The 19,831-nt window shown below is 36.4% G+C and carries 22 protein-coding genes; 19 read left to right on the top strand and 3 right to left on the bottom strand.

Annotated features, from left to right (window positions below; translation table 11 throughout):
- Nucleotides 1–252: 252 nt before the first annotated feature.
- The gene (locus NST00_RS12530; RefSeq protein ID WP_016836895.1) at nt 253–438 is read right to left on the bottom strand and encodes a hypothetical protein; all 186 of its coding nucleotides are present in this window, start codon (nt 436–438) and stop codon (nt 253–255) included.
- Nucleotides 439–482: 44 nt separating this feature from the next.
- The gene (locus tag NST00_RS12525; protein ID WP_340710042.1) at nt 483–992 is read right to left on the bottom strand and encodes a hypothetical protein; all 510 of its coding nucleotides are present in this window, start codon (nt 990–992) and stop codon (nt 483–485) included.
- Nucleotides 993–1,612: 620 nt separating this feature from the next.
- Between NST00_RS12525 and NST00_RS12520 the strand changes: the two genes are divergently transcribed.
- From NST00_RS12520 to NST00_RS12455, 14 genes are all read left to right on the top strand, one after another.
- Nucleotides 1,613–2,155: an NUDIX domain-containing protein gene (locus NST00_RS12520; protein WP_168411748.1), complete on the top strand. Its 543-nt coding sequence runs from the start codon at nt 1,613–1,615 to the stop codon at nt 2,153–2,155.
- Nucleotides 2,156–2,251: 96 nt separating this feature from the next.
- The gene (locus NST00_RS12515) at nt 2,252–2,764 is read left to right on the top strand and encodes a hypothetical protein (RefSeq protein ID WP_016836899.1); all 513 of its coding nucleotides are present in this window, start codon (nt 2,252–2,254) and stop codon (nt 2,762–2,764) included.
- A 64-nt stretch (nt 2,765–2,828) separates the two neighbouring features.
- Nucleotides 2,829–3,287 carry a ferric iron uptake transcriptional regulator gene (fur, locus tag NST00_RS12510; protein WP_016836900.1) on the top strand — a complete coding sequence of 153 codons (459 nt, stop codon included), beginning with the start codon at nt 2,829–2,831 and terminating at the stop codon, nt 3,285–3,287.
- Nucleotides 3,288–3,545: 258 nt separating this feature from the next.
- Nucleotides 3,546–4,448, top strand: coding sequence for a site-specific tyrosine recombinase XerD (gene xerD / locus NST00_RS12505; protein WP_168411749.1), 903 nt, complete (start codon nt 3,546–3,548; stop codon nt 4,446–4,448).
- Nucleotides 4,449–4,473: 25 nt separating this feature from the next.
- The gene (gene deoB, locus NST00_RS12500; RefSeq protein WP_168411750.1) at nt 4,474–5,652 is read left to right on the top strand and encodes a phosphopentomutase; all 1,179 of its coding nucleotides are present in this window, start codon (nt 4,474–4,476) and stop codon (nt 5,650–5,652) included.
- A gap of 13 nt (nt 5,653–5,665) precedes the next feature.
- Complete coding sequence (locus NST00_RS12495) at nt 5,666–6,970, top strand: pyrimidine-nucleoside phosphorylase (RefSeq protein ID WP_340710041.1); 1,305 nt, start codon at nt 5,666–5,668, stop codon at nt 6,968–6,970.
- 248 nt (nt 6,971–7,218) lie between these two features.
- Entirely contained in the window at nt 7,219–8,940 is a 1,722-nt protein-coding gene (locus NST00_RS12490) for a SulP family inorganic anion transporter (protein WP_340710040.1), read from the top strand.
- A 475-nt stretch (nt 8,941–9,415) separates the two neighbouring features.
- Nucleotides 9,416–9,559, top strand: coding sequence for a hypothetical protein (locus tag NST00_RS12485; RefSeq protein ID WP_172597779.1), 144 nt, complete (start codon nt 9,416–9,418; stop codon nt 9,557–9,559).
- 535 nt (nt 9,560–10,094) lie between these two features.
- Entirely contained in the window at nt 10,095–10,445 is a 351-nt protein-coding gene (gene spoIIAA / locus NST00_RS12480) for an anti-sigma F factor antagonist (protein ID WP_016836905.1), read from the top strand.
- Complete coding sequence (gene spoIIAB / locus NST00_RS12475) at nt 10,438–10,881, top strand: anti-sigma F factor (protein WP_016836906.1); 444 nt, start codon at nt 10,438–10,440, stop codon at nt 10,879–10,881. The genes spoIIAA and spoIIAB overlap by 8 nt, the downstream gene beginning before the upstream one ends.
- Nucleotides 10,882–10,973: 92 nt before the next feature.
- A complete protein-coding gene (locus NST00_RS12470; RefSeq protein ID WP_016836907.1) occupies nt 10,974–11,768 on the top strand; it encodes a SigF/SigG family RNA polymerase sporulation sigma factor in 795 nt (264 codons plus the stop codon).
- Complete coding sequence (locus NST00_RS12465) at nt 11,765–13,222, top strand: spore germination protein (RefSeq protein ID WP_016836908.1); 1,458 nt, start codon at nt 11,765–11,767, stop codon at nt 13,220–13,222. The genes NST00_RS12470 and NST00_RS12465 overlap by 4 nt, the downstream gene beginning before the upstream one ends.
- Nucleotides 13,223–13,492: 270 nt before the next feature.
- Nucleotides 13,493–14,818: a diaminopimelate decarboxylase gene (gene lysA, locus NST00_RS12460; RefSeq protein ID WP_016836909.1), complete on the top strand. Its 1,326-nt coding sequence runs from the start codon at nt 13,493–13,495 to the stop codon at nt 14,816–14,818.
- 202 nt (nt 14,819–15,020) lie between these two features.
- Complete coding sequence (locus NST00_RS12455; protein WP_096550772.1) at nt 15,021–15,389, top strand: GNAT family N-acetyltransferase; 369 nt, start codon at nt 15,021–15,023, stop codon at nt 15,387–15,389.
- Here NST00_RS12455 and NST00_RS12450 read toward each other — a convergent pair.
- On the bottom strand, nt 15,386–15,886 hold the full coding sequence (locus NST00_RS12450; protein WP_168411753.1) for a DUF309 domain-containing protein: 501 nt from the start codon (nt 15,884–15,886) through the stop codon (nt 15,386–15,388). The genes NST00_RS12455 and NST00_RS12450 overlap by 4 nt on opposite strands.
- A gap of 63 nt (nt 15,887–15,949) precedes the next feature.
- Between NST00_RS12450 and NST00_RS12445 the strand changes: the two genes are divergently transcribed.
- From NST00_RS12445 to resA, 5 genes are all read left to right on the top strand, one after another.
- Nucleotides 15,950–16,723, top strand: a complete 774-nt coding sequence (locus NST00_RS12445; RefSeq protein ID WP_340710039.1) for a segregation/condensation protein A — start codon at nt 15,950–15,952, stop codon at nt 16,721–16,723.
- A complete protein-coding gene (gene scpB, locus NST00_RS12440; RefSeq protein ID WP_016836913.1) occupies nt 16,716–17,291 on the top strand; it encodes an SMC-Scp complex subunit ScpB in 576 nt (191 codons plus the stop codon). Before NST00_RS12445 ends, scpB begins: the two co-directional genes overlap by 8 nt.
- 12 nt (nt 17,292–17,303) lie before the next feature.
- Nucleotides 17,304–18,293 (top strand): D-alanyl-D-alanine carboxypeptidase family protein, encoded by a 990-nt coding sequence (locus NST00_RS12435; RefSeq protein ID WP_340710038.1) that lies wholly within the window; start codon nt 17,304–17,306, stop codon nt 18,291–18,293.
- A 160-nt stretch (nt 18,294–18,453) separates the two neighbouring features.
- A complete protein-coding gene (locus tag NST00_RS12430) occupies nt 18,454–19,188 on the top strand; it encodes a pseudouridine synthase (protein ID WP_016836915.1) in 735 nt (244 codons plus the stop codon).
- 103 nt (nt 19,189–19,291) lie between these two features.
- Nucleotides 19,292–19,825 carry a thiol-disulfide oxidoreductase ResA gene (gene resA / locus NST00_RS12425; RefSeq protein ID WP_016836916.1) on the top strand — a complete coding sequence of 178 codons (534 nt, stop codon included), beginning with the start codon at nt 19,292–19,294 and terminating at the stop codon, nt 19,823–19,825.
- Nucleotides 19,826–19,831 lie beyond the last annotated feature (6 nt).

Genomic DNA, 19,831 nt, shown 5'->3' with positions numbered 1-19,831 from the left:
CCAACTACCTTGCGATTGGTGGTATCGGTGTTTTTTTAGTCATTACTTATTATAATCCTAAACCTTAAAAATGGAAGGCGACCCTATAGAGTGTGAGGTGCCTTTCATTTAATATATCTTTTCGGCTACAACAAAATTCAGAAAATATATAATTTATTTATATCAAAAAACACCCTCTAAACCTTTTTAGTCTCAACTTTCTTTCAAAATATTCAATCATACTTCTCCCTTCTACATTTGTTGAAGTAGATATCATCGCTCATCATCTAAATCATTATCAAAAAATGATTTTTTCTTTTCCTCTGTAATACCAAATTTCTTCTCAATTGCTTGTCCAACGATTGAACTGTTAATCCCTCTTCTAACTGCAGTTTCGATAACAACAAAAAGAATTATTAAACTAACTATATATAGAATTATTGAAGCCATAGGTATCACAAAAATCCCTCCATCGTCATTTTGTTAAATCCACTAATAGCATCTTATTTAATGCTTAAACTCTTAATCGAAATAAATAATTTTCCTGCAGAATTCATAATTGTATCCCTAATCCATTGGAGTTCATTCATAGTAGTAATTTTTGCCCGTACGGAAACTTCTGTTTTTTCACGGAGAATGCTATCAATTTCAAATTGACTTTCTAGTAACATATCTAAAAATATCTGTAATTTATCCTCTCTTTTTTTCCCGATATAAAATATAATTTTAATTTTATATTTTCTTTCGGAAAGTAAATACTGATTCAATGCCCAAATGTAATTTTTTGTTTTTTCATCAAAGTGACTGGGATCACTAAAAATTTTTGCTTGTCCACAGTGCTGGCAAATGGCTGAGTAGCGAACATGATATACACCAATACCTGGCTCTTCAACATTTACATATACTTCATAAGGAATGAACACATCATAGGTACAGAAACTGCAAATAATTGGCTCATCAAAAATCGTAATTCGGCTTTTTAAGGGACGTAAAGACTCATCTGTTCTGCTCATTTTTTATCACTTCCGTGTACTCAATAATCGATATGTGTTTTTGCAAAGAATGGTCATACCGAAATTTTTCTTGAAACAATCGAATATCACCACAAGATGTACAGGTAAAAGATTGCAATGTCAGTTTCTCTTTTTCATCCTTATTGAAAGTTACTCTATCCAAATAAACCTCGCGATGTGTAAATTCATTGTTTTGGCAAAATGAACAAATCAGTTGTTGATTACGAATTTTTATTTGATAAATGCCTTTTCTTCTAACCAACTTTTCACTCCTACACAAAACCTATACTTTATTTTACCATATTTTGAATAACTTGGATTTCTAGTGATGTAAAAATAGAATCTAAGGCTTTCAATTGTTAAAACTCATATGAATGTATAAAACTACCTAAATTACTGTAAAAGTGGGATTTAGAAGACGATCACTGTTTTATCAATTTGCGACAAAGCAAGTTCTATTAACAAAATAGCATCCAGAAATTTTACCATCTTCACCATTTTAGAGAATCTTGGAAAAATTTAATGATTCGCTTTTGGCGATTTCTGTTATACAAATTACTTTTCATTTAAAGAACTAATGGTACAATGAATTCTGTAATAACGACAAGCGAGGAATTAGTATGAAAAAATTTGAAGAAAAAACGATTCATTCGACAGAAATTTTCAAAGGGAAAGTAGTTTCTTTAAAAGTAGATGATGTATTATTGCCGAATGGAAAGCAGTCGAAGCGCGAAATTATTCATCATCCAGGAGCAGTTGCGATTATTCCAATTACCAATGAAGGAAAGATTGTTTTAGTAGAACAATATCGAAAAGCGTTGGAACGTTCAATAATTGAAATTCCAGCAGGGAAGTTGGAACGAGGAGAAGATCCAGCCGTCTGTGCACGAAGAGAATTGGAAGAGGAAACAGGTTATGGTGCAAGACAATTGACGTATATTCAATCTTTTGCAACATCTCCAGGATTCGCAAATGAAATCATTCATCTTTATGCGGCAAAAGATTTATATAAAATAGAAGAAAAACGAGAATTGGATGAAGATGAATTTGTATCCATCATAGAAGTAACGTTAGAAGAAGCGGAAGAAATGGTAAAAAACCAGCAAATCTATGATGCGAAAACAGCATTTAGCGTGCTTTGGGTAAAATTAAACGAAATGTAAAATTATGAAGAGCGAAATTTTGATAGAATTTACTAAAATTCGTACTAATAAACCCCGTGGACGAGCATAAGCTGTAACAACGAAAGGAGAATGCTTATGTTTCGTTCCGTACAAGTTATACAATATGGATTTTTACTAGCAATAGGTTTTGTTAGTGGGGTTATTTGTTTCCAAGCTTTTTCTTTGGACAAGTCTATGAATCTTATTAAGTTAGTGGATCCGCGTGTGTTAGAACTATCAGATGTCACTATGTGGCAAACGATATTACCAATTGTTGCATGGGGATTATTTGTATTATTTTTTACAACTCACCCATATCTCCATTTTTTTGCTAGACTAGTAGTAGCTGTAAAGGCCACATTTTTTGGTTTCGGATCGGTATTTTTGTTAACTCAACAAGAATCGATTCTTGTCTATAGTGTTTGGTGGTTTCCATTTCAGCTAATTTATTGTATCTTACTATTAGCGCTATGTTCTGTATTTGGAACTAGAAAAGTAGGGCCGAATCGTAAGTTTGTTTTTAATAAACATTTATTTATTACATTAATGGTTGCTTTTACAGTGATGTGCGTTGGGGAAATGTTCGTTATTTCATATATCATTAATTAGTCCCCTAATCTTGTAATTAATTTTAGACTTTTGTTATAATGGAATGTGTTTAGGAGGGCGTCATATGGAAAGCCGTATTGATCGTATAAAAAAGCAATTACATAGTGCTGGCTATAAACTGACGCCACAGCGTGAAGCGACAGTTGCAGTACTATTAGAACATGAAGAGGATCATTTAAGCGCAGAAGATGTATATCTATTAGTAAAAGAAAAAGCGCCTGAAATTGGTCTAGCTACCGTGTACCGCACTCTAGAATTATTAACAGAACTAAAAATTGTCGATAAAATTAATTTTGGAGATGGCGTTTCCAGATATGATCTTCGACAAGAAGGTGCAAAACATTTCCATCATCACCTAGTATGTATTGAGTGTGGTTCAGTAGATGAAATTCAAGAAGACTTATTAGAAGAAGTAGAAATGGTAGTAGAAAAGCGATGGAATTTTATAATTAAAGACCATCGTCTCACATTCCATGGAATTTGTCATCGTTGCCAAGAAAAACATGATCATGAAGATGAGTAATCCCTAAATAGGTAATCCTATTTAGGGATTTTTTGTCGAATAATCGTTAGAAATTCAAATGCTTGCGAAATCGGTTGAAATACTTGCAGAATTGTAAAGTTTGCACGATTTTTCGCAATAAAATGCAAAATGATGATTATAGAGAATATCAATTATTTAGGATTTCTTGCATCTGATTCCTAATAAAAAAATGTTAAATCTTGTATGCTTTCATAAAAATCTCTATCATTTTATATAAAGGAAGGGACAGGTGAGAAAATGAAAGAAGCGCAAGAAGCCGTCCTAGATTATCTCCATTTTCTAAGAGTAGAACGGCAATATTCTGAAAATACGTTAGCATCTTATAGAAGGGATTTAGAAGATTATATTGAACATTTACATAAAGGGCAAAAATTAGAGAGGTTAAATGATGTTGATCGTACTAGAATTCTAGTCTATTTGGAGCATTTAAGGGATAATGGCAAATCTTCTCGAACGATTGCCCGCCACATTTCATCAATCCGTTCATTCCATCAATTTTTATTAAGGGAAAAAATCACTGATCATGATCCTACAGTACATTTGGAAATGCCTCAAATTGTAAAGACATTGCCGAAAGTGTTATCCATTGCAGAAATCGAAGCATTAATACATGCGCCTGATCGTTCAAAACCCCAAGGCATCCGTGATGTGGCTATGATTGAATTGCTCTATGGTACGGGTATGCGGATTAGTGAATGTATTGAACTTAATTTAGAAGATGTGCATTTATCGATGGGATTTGTGCGCATTTATGGAAAAGGTGGAAAAGAGCGAATTGTTCCTCTAGGAAAGAGCGCACTTTATGCATGTGAAACATATTTGCAACAAGCTCGCCATCTGTTGCAAGGGAATTATCCAAAAACAGATGCGTTCTTCATTAACCGTAGAGGAAAACGTTTAACGCGGCAAGGATGTTGGAAACTACTGAAACAGCATGCTTTAGCTGCAAATATAAAAAAGGAAATGACTCCCCATACATTACGTCATAGCTTTGCCACACATTTAATTGAAAACGGAGCGGATCTTCGCTCGGTACAAGAAATGTTAGGACATGCGGACATTTCTACAACTCAAATTTATACACATATTAGTAAAACAAGACTTTCAGAAGTATATAAGCAATTCCATCCTCGTGCGTAGATTGTCAATGATAAGGAGGAAAAAAATGAAACCATTTAAAAGAATTCATTTAATCGTATTGGATTCAGTAGGAATTGGGGAAGCACCAGATGCAGAAAAATTCGACGATGTTGGAAGCGATACGTTAGGTCATATAGCAGAAGAGATGAATGGTTTACGCATGCCCAATATGGAGGCGTTAGGTTTAGGAAATATCCGAGAAATAAAAGGTATAAAAAAGGTTTCTAGACCGAAAGCCTATTACGGAATGATGCAAGAAGCTTCAGCAGGAAAAGATACGATGACCGGTCATTGGGAGATTATGGGGTTGCGAGTAGATCAACCTTTTAAAGTATATCCAAATGGATTCCCAGATGAGCTAATTAAGCAACTAGAAGAGAAAACGGGTCGGAAAGTAATTGGGAATAAACCTGCAAGCGGAACCGCCATTATTGAAGAACTAGGACAGGAGCATATGGAGACGGGAGCAATTATTGTCTATACATCCGCTGATCCAGTTCTTCAAATTGCTGCTCATGAAGACATTGTCCCATTAGAAGAACTTTATAAAATTTGTGAAATTGCACGAAATCTAACTCTAGAGCCGGAGTATTTAGTTGGGCGTGTGATTGCTCGACCTTTTGTAGGAACACCTGGAAACTTTTCTCGTACTGCGAATCGACATGATTATGCAATCAAGCCGTTTGGAAGAACGACGATGAATGAACTTAAAGATCATGGTTTTGATGTGATTGCCCTTGGGAAAATTTCGGATATCTATAACGGTGAAGGAGTAACGGAAGCCATTCGCACGAAAGATAATATGGACGGAATGGATAAATTAGTAGAAGTGTTAAAACGAGATTTCCACGGATTAAGTTTTTTAAATTTAGTAGATTTCGATGCGTTGTATGGACATCGACGAGACCCAATTGGCTATGGAAAAGCGTTGGAGGAATTCGATCAGCGATTACCAGAAGTGTTCGAGTTGTTAAAAGAAGACGATTTATTCATCATTACGGCAGATCACGGAAATGATCCAACCTTTAAAGGAACAGACCATACTCGTGAATATGTACCATTGCTCGTATATTCGAAAAGATTCAAAGAAACAGGAGATTTAGGTTTGAGAGAGACTTTTGCGGATATTGCAGCAACAATTGCTGAAAACTTTAACGTTCCCGCACCGGCAAATGGTACGAGCTTTTTGTCTAATTTAATTTAACGGGGTGAGTCAAATGAGAATGGTGGATATTATTGAGAAAAAGAGAGATGGTAAGGAGCTTTCAACGGAAGAAATTCAATTTTTTGTAAAAGGATATACAGAAGGTTCAATCCCAGATTATCAAGCTGCAAGTTTACTGATGGCCATTTATTTTCAAGATATGACAGAAAAGGAACGAACAGATTTAACAATGGCGATGGTAGAATCAGGGGATACCATTGATTTATCCGCCATACAAGGAATTAAGTGTGATAAACATTCTACAGGTGGTGTTGGAGATAAAGTGACCATTTGTTTATCTCCTATGGTGGCTGCTTGTGGAGTTCCAGTTGCGAAAATGAGTGGGCGCGGGTTAGGACATACTGGTGGAACGATTGATAAACTTGAATCTATTCCAGGCTTTAAAGTGGAACTATCTAGCGGGGAGTTTATTCAACAAGTCAATAACATCAAAATGGCAGTTGTTAGTCAAAGCGGAAATTTAACGCCCGCGGATAAAAAAATCTATGCTTTAAGAGATGTGACAGGTACCGTACCTAGTATTCCTCTCATTGCGAGTTCCATTATGTCCAAAAAAATTGCGAGTGGTGCTGATGCCATTGTTTTAGATGTAAAAGTCGGTGAAGGGGCATTTATGAAAACAGTAGAAGAGGCAGAAAAGTTAGCCCATGCAATGGTGAAAATCGGCAATCAATTAGGAAGAAGAACGATTGCCATATTATCCGATATGAGTCAACCGCTCGGCTATGCTGTCGGAAACGCCCTTGAAGTAAAAGAAGCAATTGAAGTGCTAAAAGGGAATGGCCCGGAAGATGTAAAAGAGCTTTGTTTAACCCTTGGCTCACAAATGGTTTATCTTAGTGGCAAAGCACAAACCCTAAAAGAGGCTAGGACGAAGGTGGAAAATGTATTAGCAAACGGAAAAGCATTGGAAGTGTTTAAAACATTTATTGCTTCTCAAGGTGGAAATCCATCAATTGTGGATGACCCAACTTTATTACCACAGGCAAAATTTCAAGTTGAGATTCCAGCAACTGAGTCAGGTTATGTAGAAAAAATAATTGCCAACGAAATCGGTGTAGCCGCTATGATTTTAGGGGCTGGAAGGGCAACAAAAGATTCCGAAATTGATTTATCTGTTGGAATCGTGATAAATAAAAAGGTTGGAGACTATGTTGAAAAAGGTGAACCACTAGCAACGATTCATTCAAACCGAGAAAATATCAATGAGATTAAAGAAAGAATATATTCGAACATCTTCATATCGAATCAAAAAGTAGAAGCTCCTTCTTTGATTAAAGGGATTGTTGCAGAATGAAATATTAGCTTGTAGTAATACACGCAAAATGAATAGACGATTTAAAAAGAGTGAATGGTGAGTTTTCCAATTCGCTCTTTTTCGTTTTCTTGCAATTTGTGATGGTTATTAATAAAAGGGTTCGATAGTCTTAATTTAAGAGACTAAAAAAGTTCTAAATTTTTCATAAAAAATATGACAAAAATATGAAAAATGTATATTATTAACTTAATAAAGCCATAAAAGAGAAAATTAAAGAAGGGATAAGAGTGGGTAAAATTTGGCGGGGGAGATTTGAAGGGTATTCGTTAAATTCTTTTAAAAAAGATTTAGTTTCAGGGACAATTGTTGGAATAGTCGCTATTCCTTTAGCGATGTCTTTTGCGATTGCCTCTGGTGTGAAGCCAGAGTATGGAATTTATACGGCAATTATTGCGGGGATTCTTATTTCACTATTTGGGGGATCGAAATATCAAATTGGTGGACCAACAGGTGCTTTTGTTCCTATTTTATTAGGCGTTGTACTTGTATATGGCTATGAAGATTTGCTGCTTGCCGGTCTGATGGCGGGAATTATGCTCGTATTAATGGGTGTATTGCGACTAGGAGTGCTTATACAATATATTCCTAGACCTGTTACAATCGGTTTTACTGCTGGGATTGCAGTAATCATTTTTACTGGACAAATTGCTAATTTTCTAGGATTGCAAGGTTTGGAGCAGCATGAGCGTTTCATTGATAACATGCGAGAAATCGCCTCTCATTTGAATACAATGAATGTCTATAGTATTTTTATTGCAATATTATGTTTGGCTATCATCCTCATTACTCCAAAAGTGTTGCCAAAAGTGCCGGGGCCATTAATGGGCATTGTTATTTCGTCAGTTGTTGCTGCTATTTTCTTTAATGGACAAGTGGCTACCATTGGTTCTACTTACGGAGCTATTCCTAACACATTGCCACAATTAAAATTACCGGAAATTTCCCTTGAACGATTGGTGTCCTTGTTGGGGCCAGCTTTTGTCATCGCCATGTTAGGTGCAATCGAGTCATTGTTATCTGCAGTAGTTGCTGATGGCATGACAAATAGTAAACACAATTCAAACCGTGAATTAATTGGACAAGGTATAGCGAATATGGTGACGCCACTATTTGGTGGTATTCCTGCAACTGGTGCAATTGCCCGCACAGCAACGAATATTAAGTTCGGAGCTACATCGCCTATGTCTGGTGTTATTCACGGACTATTTGTTCTCATCACATTATTGTTATTTGCGCCTTTAGCTGTGCATATTCCGTTAGCAAGTTTAGCTCCTGTGTTAATGGTTGTTGCATGGAATATGAGTGAGCGTAAACATTTTGCTCATGTATTAAAACTAAAATCAGGGGATTCACTTGTATTAATTATTACGTTTTTACTGACTGTTTTTACAAGTTTAACAATCGCAGTGTTTGTAGGATTGTTGTTGGCCATCTTGTTATTTGTGAAACGAATGAGCGACATGTTGATAGTGTCGAAAGTATTGCCCGACCATAAAAATAACGGAAAAGTTCAATCACATGTCGTAAGTGAATCTCGGGATTGTCCTCAAATTAGTATTTATACGATTGAAGGTCCACTGTTTTTCGGTGCAGCCCAAACCTTTGAAGAACGAATTTTAAAGTCCCTTCACTATAAACCGCAAATTCTTGTACTTCGAATGGGGAAAGTGCCATTTATTGATGCAACTGGTGAGGCATATTTGAGAAATATTGTTCGCAATTTTAAATCACAAGGTGGACGACTGCTTGTAACAGGCGTACAACCAAGTTTGAAAACATTATTAAATAAAAGTGGTTTAACAAATGAAATAGGTGAACATAATTTTTTCGAACATACTGGAGATGCCATTAATTGCGCATTAGGATGCGTTAACCGAAACAGTTGTATTGGATGTAAACATTACGCTTTCCGTGAATGCGAAGAATTATCAACAACAAAAATTAGTTAAAATGATTGAAAGGACAGATTTGACCATATTTTGGATCAAATCTGTCCTTATTAGTGCGCCTGGCATGGGTGTAATCTATAGGGTGTAAGTCCCGAACTGTGAAGGCAGAAGTAACAGTTAGCTTAACGCAAGGGTGTCCGTGGTGACGCGGAATCTGAAGGAAGCGAGCGGCAAACTTCCGGTCTGAGGAACACGAACTTCATATAAGGCTAGGTATCATTGGATGAGTTTGCTAAACAAAACAAAGTCCTTTCTGCCAAAGGTGGTACAGAGTAAATGAAGCAGATAGATGGAAGGAAAGATTACATTCTTACCCGGGGAGGTCTGGCGGATATGTGAAGTACGCTTCATAACCTACTTAGTGATAAGTAGCTGAACCGTCAGAAGTCAGCAGAGGTCATAGTATTAGTTGGTTTAGAACTACTAAGAAGGACCGAACAATTAAGAGAGAATAGCCCTTGGCATTCAGTGAGTCATGATGAACACAGAAAACGTAGTACCTCACTTGAGGAAGGAAGCGGTGAATCCCGTGGGAGACCTCTTGGAGGGTGGAGTGACCACTGGCATAAAGAGAACAGCTATTCACGGAAGTTATAAAGACTTGCGTCAATCATCTTAATTGAACCGCCGTATACGGAACCGTACGTACGGTGGTGTGAGAGGACGGGAGTTAATCGCTCCCTCCTACTCGATTGTTTAAAATTCTTCCTTTTTTTCCATACTAAAGCTGATTAGGTAATCTCTTCTTAACTTGACGTTTCATGATGACGCCAAATTCCAGTGCAAAAAAGCATAGGTCAAGTGGAATAAGGGAAGGCGGGTTGGATAACTGAATTGTAGGATTGAAGCATTATTTGCTTTAAAGACAATTGCATGCTGTGAATTAATAGATTTATGAATAGATGACGCCTTTCCAGATGAGCTTGCAATCCGTTTATCGACTTCTACTAGCGTACTTCGTTATTTCGCAAGCTCGTCAAATTGATTCGTTTGTATAGGTGGTGGATGAAGAAAACATAAGAAACGAGTAAAACATATTATTAAAAGATTTTGTCGTATTTTTACTAGTTTCGGCGAATTTCTTCTACTATTGTCAACCGAAAGGGATTTTGACGTGCTATGTGGAATTGCGAAGGGAGGAGGCGATGTAACGGATGAATTTTGAAATAAATATGGAAAGAGATATTGCCATCATTCGACTATATGGCGAATTGGATCATCATGAAACCGAAAAAATTCGTACTCACATTTCTCAAACGATTTTAAAAGGAAATCTGCACACTATCATTTGGAATTTAGAGAGATTAAATTTTATGGACAGTTCAGGGATTGGCCTCATCTTAGGCCGCATGAGAGAGTTAAGTGCGGTCAATGGACAAACCATCATTTTAAACCCTTCAAATACGATGAAAAAAATATTTCAATTTTCGGGGTTAAGCAAGTATGTGATGGAGGGTAAAGAAGAAGAGGCGATCTTATATGCAAGGGGGATTGTGAATGGATAATGAAATGACACTTTCATTTGTAGCTTTAAGTGAAAATGAGAGCTTAGCGAGAATTGCAGTAACAAGTTTTGTGGCTCAATTAGATCCAACAATTGATGAACTATCTGAATTCAAAACGATTGTTTCAGAAGCTGTATCCAATGCAATCATTCATGGATATGACGAGGATGGCAAAGGGATTGTCACTGTCCATGCAGTTCGCGAAGGAGATGTCGTTTCAGTAGCTGTGAAAGATCAAGGAAAGGGGATTCCAGATATTAAAAAAGCTATGGAGCCTTTGTTTACGACAAAGGCAGATATGGAACGGTCTGGAATGGGCTTTACAATCATGGAAAGTTTTGCAGATCATCTTCAAGTGGAATCTGAACCTGGTGTTGGTACGGTCGTTACTTTTTCCAAAAAATTTCACTCGATGAAAATGACGCAAATATCTTAACAACATGAGTGAAATTCAACACCTTTGCGTTTTAAAAGAATAATTTTTGAATTGGATGCCAATATTAAAGGTATTTGGAAGAAGTAAGGGGGATGAGGACAATCGAACAGCCGTCCAATGTTTTGTTAACGCAAGAAGAGATGCGGGAGCTCATTAAGCTTGCTCAGGCCGGCGATATGGAAGCACGTAAACAGATGATTGAAGGAAATACGCGGCTCGTTTGGTCGATTGTTCAACGCTTTGCTTCTCGCGGAGTAGAGCTTGAAGACCTATTTCAAATTGGTTGTATTGGATTAATGAAATCGGTGGATAAGTTTGATTTATCATATGATGTAAAGTTTTCAACCTATGCTGTTCCCATGATTATCGGAGAAATTCAGCGCTTTTTGAGAGATGATGGAATGGTGAAGGTTAGCCGTTCCATCCGAGAGTTAAATTATAAAATACGTCAAGTCACCGATGAATACTTAAAGACCAATGAGAAGCCGCCTTCAGTCTCAGAATTAGCTGAAATGCTTGGTGTGTCACAAGATGAAATTTTAGTGGCAACTGATGCAATGAGAGATCCGGCGTCTCTTCATGAACAGTTGTTTGAGTCAGAGGGAGACTCCATTACGTTAATGGATCAAATGAAGGATGAAAAATCTGAATTACCGTTTCAATATATTTCATTAAAAGAAGTATTGAAAAAGCTTGATAAGCGAGAACAAGCAATCATTTACTTACGTTATTATTTAGATTTAACGCAAACGGATATTGCTGAAAGGCTTGGCATATCTCAAGTTCAAGTATCAAGGCTAGAAAAGAAAATCTTAGCCCAATTAAAACAATGGATGGATACTTCATCAAATACATCAAGTAAAACAAAAAAGACGGTGAATAAATGACGAACAAAATTTTTGCATCATTGGATGAAGCGAAAGAGTTCTTATATTCAAAATTTGGTAAAGATGAATCTTTCGATGTCTGCATTAAAGAAGTTCATGTCAAAGATTTGCCTGTACTATGCGTATATATCAGCGGTCTTGTTGATGGAATGACGCTCACTGTGCAATTAACACCGCTTTATTTTGATAGTGAAGAAAAACAATCTGCTCATCCGGTTAAAAATGACGACATCTATTTTGACAATATGTTCAACTTTTATGGAAAAGCTGAGCCGAAAGATAAAGAAGAATTTCTGCTCGGCGTTTTAAGTGGTCAAGTTGGGTTTGTGACAAAACAAGGCTACGCCTACTTAACAGAGATAAGAAGTTATCCAGGTCGTCAACCGGATGAACCGGATAATGAAAAAGTTATTCGAGGTTCCCGAGATGGGTTTGCTGAAAACATTATGCTAAATACGGCGCTCATTCGCAGGAGAATTCGAAGCCCAGAGCTGCGTTTTGAACTATATAAAATCACAACAAACGGAAGAACTGATGTTGCAATTGCCTATATTAAAGATATTGTCAATGACAAACATTTAAAGTGGTTGAAGCAACGTTTAGAAGAAATTAACCACGATGGATTGACGATGGCAGACAAAACATTAGAGGAGTGGATTTTTAAACAAAGGTTTCACCCAGTTCCGTTTGTTCGGTATTCGGAAAGACCAGATATTGTTGCCGCCCATTTGCTTGAAGGCCATATTGCCATTATCGTTGATACGTCTCCGTCGGTTATTTTGCTGCCGATTACGATCTTCCACTTAATGCAGCACGCCGAGGAGTATCGACAATCACCCTTTGTTGGTTCAACCGTTAGATTTTTACGTTATACTGCAATTCTTTTAAGTTTAACATTTATGCCGATTTGGTATTTGCTGGCCACCCATGAGCAATATTTACCGGAAGCACTTGATTTTATCGGTTCAAAAGAAGAATCGAATATTCCATTATTATTGCAAATCATCATTGCCGACTTAGGTTTGGAATATTTGAGAATTGCGGCAATCCATACACCAACGCCACTATCCACTGCAATGGGGTTAGTAGCGGGTGTAATCATTGGACAAATTGCCATTGATGTAGGTTTATTTTCACCTGAAGTTGTACTTTATGCAGCAGTTGTCGCAATATTTACTTTTTCCATTCCAACCTTCGAATTAAGTGTTTCCATAAAATATTTCCGTTTTATCGTATTAGGTTTAACAGCCTTATTTGGACCTAGTGGATTTTTCATCGGCTTCTTCTTCATCTTTTCGTATTTTTGTGCACTAAGGCCGATGCAAATTCCTTACATGTGGCCACTAATACCATTTTTCCCCAAAGCCTTTTTAAGGGTATTCATTCGATTCCCGATGGCAGACGATGCCCTCAGGCCATATATTGTTGGAGCAAAGCAGCGGAAACGTGTTTAAATTCAGTTGCGAAAGATGTGCGCCTATGTTAAAGTTCAAACATAAAACTAAAAATTTAAGGCTGTCCAGTGTCAAAATATTCAATCTATATTGTATAGATGATTTAATTCAAGGAAAGTTGGCGAAATTGGGCTTTCCTACCATTTTATCTGCTGACTGGTAGATGGAATTCATAAAGTTGAAATGGAATGCTTAGTGTTTAGCCGATCCTTAGAGGAAAAAGTTAGAATTTTTGACATGGACAGCTTATTTGTATACGGAGGGGAATCTATGCACTTATACGGAACTCAAACAATCGGAGAAAATGGCCATTTACATATCGGTGGTGTTGATACAGTTGAGCTAGCTAAAGAATATGGGACTCCACTAATCGTTTATGACCTAGAATTAATAAGAAATCGTGCTCGCGCATTTAGAGACACTTTTATTAAACATGGTGTTGAAGCACAAGTTGCATATGCATCGAAAGCATTTTCATGTATTGCAATCTATCAATTTGTTAACGAAGAAAATTTATCGCTAGATGTTGTGTCTGGTGGAGAATTATATACTGCTATAAAGGCAAACTTCCCCGCTGAACGCATTCATTTCCATGGAAACAATAAATCTTATGATGAATTAATCCTCGCCTTTGATGCAAAAATTGGTTGTATCGTTGTAGATAATTTCTATGAAATTGAACTATTAAAAGAAATTTCAGAATCTCGAAAACAATCGATGAATATTTTATTGCGTGTCACTCCTGGTGTGGAAGCACATACTCACGATTTCATTACAACTGGACAAGCAGATTCTAAATTTGGTTTTGATTTATATAACGGTCAAGCGGATGAAGCATTCAAGCTAGTTGCGAATCATGAATATTTAAATTTACTAGGTTTACATTGTCATATTGGTTCTCAAATTTTTGAAACGGACGGCTTTAGTTTAGCTGCAGGGAAATTAATTGAAAAAATTGGCGAATGGAACGATGCATTTGGCTTCCAATGTAAAGTACTTAATTTAGGCGGTGGCTTTGGCATCCGCTACACAGAAGAAGATCGTCCTCTTGAACCCCATGTGTATGTTGAAGAGATGGTCAAAACAGTAAAAGAGGAAGCTTCAAAACGTCGTTTAGCAATGCCTGAAATTTGGATTGAACCAGGACGTTCCCTAGTTGGAGATGCAGGAACTACATTATACACTATTGGTTCTCACAAAGTCGTACCAAATATCCGTGAATATATTGCAGTTGACGGTGGAATGAGCGACAATATTCGTCCAGCATTATACAATGCAAAATATGAAGCTGTCATTGCTAATAAAGCAAATCTGCCAAAAGATTACACTTATACTGTGGCTGGAAAACTATGCGAATCTGGTGATAAACTAATTGAGGATGCTCCTCTCCAACAAGCAGAACCTGGTGATATACTCGCAATTTTCTGTACAGGTGCTTATGGCTATGCAATGGCTTCTAATTATAATCGTGTGCCGAGACCAGCAGTTGTCTTTGTGGAAAAGGGTGCATATCAACTAGCAATTAGAAGAGAGAGCTATGAAGATATTATTTTAAACGATCAAGAATATCATTTAAACAAGGTGAATAAATTGTGAAATTTTCAAAATGGACATTGTTAGGATTTTTTGTCGTTTTTTGTTTAGTATGGGCATTGTTTTACATTTTTGTACTTATTCCTAAACTTCAGTAAATGAATTGAGATGCTGGTAATTTCTGGGTGAAATTTGATTCTTAATTTGAAATCGTGTACGATAGTAAAGAATGTTTGTATGCGATAAGAAAACGAGGGAATGATACATGTTAGTACGTTATAAAAAATCACTCGAAAAAATTGCGATGGGTTTACTTTCGTTTATGCCCCAAGAAAAGGACGTCAAAAAATTAATGGAAACAATGCAGTCTTATGAACAAGAAGACAATTGGCAATTATATTTATGGAAAAAAGATGATGAGTATGTAGGAATTGTAGGCGTATTAGAGGAAGATTCTGTAGCGACGATTCAGCACATTACGGTTGTTCCTTCCTATAGAGGTGAGGGAATTGCCAAGCAAATGTTAAAAGAATTAAAAACATGTGGTGAATATACAGAAATCAAAGCTTGTGAAGAAACAGAACCCTTTGTTAAGAAATGCTTACATAGCTTACAAGAGGCAGACGAAAATTAACGTCTGCCATTTCTTTTTTCTTCACGCATTGTTAGAATATCTGAACGATCGCGCAGCATATGCTTATGAAGAAGAAATTCATGGGACAACGGTGGAAGTGATGAAATCTTGCCATTGACTTTTTCTATTAAATCACGATTCATCAATTTGATTTGAATAGCTTTGTATGGTTGATTGTTTTCTATGGCATCAATACTTTTTAAACAATCGTTACATAATTGCTGAAAATCGATATAATCAAAAAATGGATGTCCTTGATTGGATAAAAATTTTTTGTAGGCTTTTCTCATTATGCGATGAGCGCCGCGAAGATTTCCTCTTCGCCAATGATATAAGCCGGTCGCCAATTGTATATACCCAACGAGAGGATGTTCTTTTTTTCCAGGTGCAATTGTCTTCCAATATTCCTCTAAAACTTCGTGACATTCAAAATAATCTTGATTACCATTGAAATATGCGCAAAAATCGATAAATAGCGGATGAAATAAGGGATGCATAGTGAATATGAACCTCTTTTCTCTATACTCATTTTTTAATATGAAACGCAAGGTGTGTGACATATGTATGAAGTAAAACTAGATGCTTTTCAAGGACCACTTGATTTATTATTGCATTTAATTCAACGTTTGGAAATTGATATATATGATATCCCGATGGCAGAATTAACCGCTCAATATATGGAGCATGTTCAAGCAATGAAGGTGCTGGAGTTGGATGAAGCCAGTGAATATTTAGTGATGGCTGCAACACTCCTTGCAATTAAAAGCCGGATGTTACTCCCGATTCATGAAGGGGAGATGGAAGAGACAGAATTTGAGGTGGAAGAACCCGATCCAAGGGAAGAATTAGTCCTAAAGTTAATTGAATATAAAAAGTATAAAGAAGCAGCAATTGAATTGAAAAAGATGGAAGAAAATCGACCAGAGAACTTTACAAAGCCGCCAAGTGACCTGTCTCCATTTATGCCGGATGAGCAACTTGCATTGTTTAATGCAGACGTCAATATTTATGATTTGCTGTACGCATTTCAAAAAATGCTTCGAAGAAAACAATTGAGAAAGCCATTAAAAACGACTGTAAAAAAACAAGATATTCCAGTTAAAGAACAAATGTTAAGAGTTGTGGATGTGCTGAAAAAACGGGGTGGTAAATCCAGCTTTTCAGATCTCTTCCCTTATGAAGATAAATCCACAATCATTGTTACCTTTTTATCGCTGTTAGAATTGATGAAACGTCAAGTTGTTTTCGTCGAACAAGAAAGAAACTTTGAAGATTTGACCGTGATTTTGCAGAAGGAGGAACGATTAGGTGAACTCGAAGATACTGATGGCTAGGATGGAGGCATTACTATTCGTTGTAGGAGATGAAGGACTGACGGTTAAACAACTGGCGGAATTATTAGATGTAGATGAAGTTGATATCGAAGCTGGATTAAGTGAGTTAAAAACCCTTTATGAAAATAATGATGCATCTGGTCTTACAATAAAACAATTGTCTGATACATATTTATTAACAACAAAACCAGAATTAGCAAATACGATCAAAAAATTAGTTGAAAATCCAAATAGTCAAGTACTTTCAACAGCCTCATTAGAAGTTCTTGCAATTATTGCATACAAACAACCTATTACGAGGACAGAAATTGAAGACTTGCGCGGTGTGAAAAGTGAACGTCCTATCCAGACTCTCGCATCACGAGGCCTTATTCGGGAAGTCGGACGAGCAGAAGGTACAGGACGAGCTATTCTTTACGGAACAACAAAAGAGTTTTTAAATTATTTTGGACTATCCGATTTATCAGAGCTTCCTCCATTACCTGAAGGTGATGAAGATGTTGAAAATGAACAAACAGATCTCTTTATGACAAAGTTCCAAGAAGTATTTCACAATGAAAATGAATAAAGGAGTGGCTAAGTGAAATTAGCTAAATTCATCATTACTTTCGTTTTTTCATTGACGTTTTATTTCTCGCTCCATCATGTTGTAAAAGCATCTTATGTTGTCATTGATGCAGATACTGGAAGAACATTGATTGGAAATAATGAGCATGCAAGAATGCCCATAGCAAGCCTTACAAAAATTTGGACTGCACTTATTGCTATTGAAAATAGCAATTTAGATGATGAAGTCGTTATTTCTCGAGAGGCTGCAATGAGTGAAGGGTCATCAATTTATTTAGAACCAGGCGAAGTGGTCACTGTAGAAACATTGTTGTATGGCCTTATGCTTCGATCAGGGAACGATGCAGCGTACGCTTTAGCGGAACATGCAGGCGGATCTGTTGAAGGATTTGTCGATTTAATGAATGAAAAAGCACTATATTATCGCTTAAATCAAACATATTTTACTAACCCTTCAGGCTTGCATCATGATTTGCATTTATCCAGTGCCTATGATACTGCCCAAATGTTAAGAATTGCTTTAGAAAATGAAGATTTTTTTAAAATTGCATCAACGATTCAATATAAAAGTAATACGAAAAATAAAACGACATGGTTAAATAAACATCGCTTACTCCGAGAGAATGTTGGCGCTGTAGCAGGAAAAACTGGATACACAAAAGTAGCTGGAAGAACTCTTGCAACGTATTTTGAAAAGGGGAATGAACGCATTATCGTCGTAACATTAAACGAAGCCAACGATTGGCAAGTACATAAACAACTTGCAAATCAGGTGTTTGAAGAGTATGATGTGAAAACGATTGTAAAAAAAGGAAAGTATAAAGCGAATGATAATATTACAGTTCAGCTGAAGGAACCAATTAAATTACTGATCTCGGAAGAAGAAGAAGATCAATTGCAAAACGTGTTGCACCTATCACGAAATCAAGATGTTAAATTCGGCATTTGGCATGTGTTTTTAAATAATGAAAGTATTTATTCAACAAAGGTAAAGTTAAAATAATAACATAAAAGCTGTCCGAAACGCTCTTATTTTTCGGGCAGCTTTTCCCTTGTATAAACTGAGTTGTTTTTCTTTAATATTGAGACAAAATATGACATAATTTTCATCAGTAAAGAAGCTAATGAATTATAGTTATATGTATTTAGAGGTGAGTCATCAAATGGAAAGGCTTCAGAAAGTAATTGCTCAAGCAGGTATTGCTTCCAGAAGAAAAGCGGAGCAATTGATATTAGAAGGAAAAGTGAGAGTTAACGGTGAGGTCGTTACAACACTCGGGACAAAGGTTTCAAGAAGCGATGTTGTAGAAGTGAATGGTATAAAAGTAGAAAGGGAAGAAAAAGTTTACTACTTATTCTATAAGCCAAGAGGTGTCGTATCAACGGTATCCGATGACAGAGGACGAAAAACAGTTTTAGACTTTTTTCACGATCACGTGGAAGAGCGAATTTTCCCTGTAGGTCGACTAGATTTTGATACATCGGGCTTAATATTATTAACGAATGATGGCGAATTTGCTAACTTAATGACCCATCCGAAATACAAAATTGAAAAGACATATATTGCAAGGTTAAAAGGGATTCCGAGTTTTGAAGATATCAAAAAATTGCGGAGAGGTATTATGCTTGAGGACGGTATGACTGCTCCTGCAAAGGTGAACATCAAAAAAGTTGATCGAAAAGCAAATAAAGCAATTTGTGAAATTACCATCCATGAAGGGAGAAATAGACAAGTACGACGCATGTTTGACGCAATTGGAACGCCTGTTGTCAAATTAAAACGTGAAAGATTTGCTTTTCTTGACTTAAAAGGATTAAATGCAGGAGAATTTCGGGAACTTACTGCCCATGAAGTGAAGCAGTTGCGCGTTTTGGCAGAAACAGGGAAAATTGGTTGATACTATGTTCATAGTGATAACCTTCATAAACATTTCAAATTTGGCCTTTAAATATTTGCTATAATGAAAGAGATTGGAATGTTCTCTTCAAGGAGGTTGCTGAATGGAAAAGAAAAAGAAACGTTCGATTATTAGAGGAATCATACTTGGAGTATTGGCTTGTGCAATTATTTATACAATATACAATACTGCGACAAAAGATACAGTAGAGGTTTTAGCTGATGGAGATACAGCTCCTGATTTCGAATTAGTAGATTTAGAAGGGAACACACATCGTCTATCTGATTACAGAGGTCAAGGGGTATTTTTAAATTTCTGGGGAACATGGTGTGAACCGTGTAAAAAAGAAATGCCTGCGATGGAACGACAATATCAACAATTTAAGGATCAAGGTGTACACATTTTAGCAGTAAATATAGCTCAGTCCAATTTTGAAGTAGAAAATTTTGTTGAGCAGTATAATCTTACTTTTCCAGTAGTCATTGATAAAACAAAAAGCGTGATGCAAGCTTATAATGTTGGGAAATTACCTGCAACTTATTTAATTACTCCGGAAGGAAAAGTGAAAAGAGTTCCTCCTGGTGAATTGTCAGAAGAACAAATTCAATCTCTTATGGAGTCAATTAAGCCAGAATAGGAGTAT

The organism is Ureibacillus sp. FSL K6-0165 (genome assembly GCF_038004285.1).
Taxonomy (GTDB): Bacteria; Bacillota; Bacilli; order Bacillales_A; family Planococcaceae; genus Ureibacillus; species Ureibacillus thermosphaericus.
Note: the sequence above shows the minus strand (reverse complement) of the source record. Positions and strands in the feature narration are given on the sequence as shown.

Coding starts and splice junctions, on each gene's coding strand:
- NST00_RS12485 (WP_172597779.1), top strand. CDS start 9,416: ATGATGAACACAGAAAACGTAGTACCTCACTTGAGGAAGGAAGCGGTG.
- NST00_RS12465 (WP_016836908.1), top strand. CDS start 11,765: ATGACGAACAAAATTTTTGCATCATTGGATGAAGCGAAAGAGTTCTTA.
- NST00_RS12455 (WP_096550772.1), top strand. CDS start 15,021: ATGTTAGTACGTTATAAAAAATCACTCGAAAAAATTGCGATGGGTTTA.
- fur (WP_016836900.1), top strand. CDS start 2,829: ATGGAAAGCCGTATTGATCGTATAAAAAAGCAATTACATAGTGCTGGC.
- spoIIAA (WP_016836905.1), top strand. CDS start 10,095: ATGAATTTTGAAATAAATATGGAAAGAGATATTGCCATCATTCGACTA.
- NST00_RS12430 (WP_016836915.1), top strand. CDS start 18,454: ATGGAAAGGCTTCAGAAAGTAATTGCTCAAGCAGGTATTGCTTCCAGA.
- NST00_RS12525 (WP_340710042.1), bottom strand. CDS start 992: ATGAGCAGAACAGATGAGTCTTTACGTCCCTTAAAAAGCCGAATTACG.
- xerD (WP_168411749.1), top strand. CDS start 3,546: ATGAAAGAAGCGCAAGAAGCCGTCCTAGATTATCTCCATTTTCTAAGA.
- lysA (WP_016836909.1), top strand. CDS start 13,493: ATGCACTTATACGGAACTCAAACAATCGGAGAAAATGGCCATTTACAT.
- NST00_RS12520 (WP_168411748.1), top strand. CDS start 1,613: ATGAAAAAATTTGAAGAAAAAACGATTCATTCGACAGAAATTTTCAAA.
- NST00_RS12495 (WP_340710041.1), top strand. CDS start 5,666: ATGAGAATGGTGGATATTATTGAGAAAAAGAGAGATGGTAAGGAGCTT.
- resA (WP_016836916.1), top strand. CDS start 19,292: ATGGAAAAGAAAAAGAAACGTTCGATTATTAGAGGAATCATACTTGGA.
- deoB (WP_168411750.1), top strand. CDS start 4,474: ATGAAACCATTTAAAAGAATTCATTTAATCGTATTGGATTCAGTAGGA.
- spoIIAB (WP_016836906.1), top strand. CDS start 10,438: ATGGATAATGAAATGACACTTTCATTTGTAGCTTTAAGTGAAAATGAG.
- NST00_RS12470 (WP_016836907.1), top strand. CDS start 10,974: ATGAGGACAATCGAACAGCCGTCCAATGTTTTGTTAACGCAAGAAGAG.
- NST00_RS12515 (WP_016836899.1), top strand. CDS start 2,252: ATGTTTCGTTCCGTACAAGTTATACAATATGGATTTTTACTAGCAATA.
- NST00_RS12450 (WP_168411753.1), bottom strand. CDS start 15,886: ATGCATCCCTTATTTCATCCGCTATTTATCGATTTTTGCGCATATTTC.
- NST00_RS12445 (WP_340710039.1), top strand. CDS start 15,950: ATGTATGAAGTAAAACTAGATGCTTTTCAAGGACCACTTGATTTATTA.
- scpB (WP_016836913.1), top strand. CDS start 16,716: ATGGCTAGGATGGAGGCATTACTATTCGTTGTAGGAGATGAAGGACTG.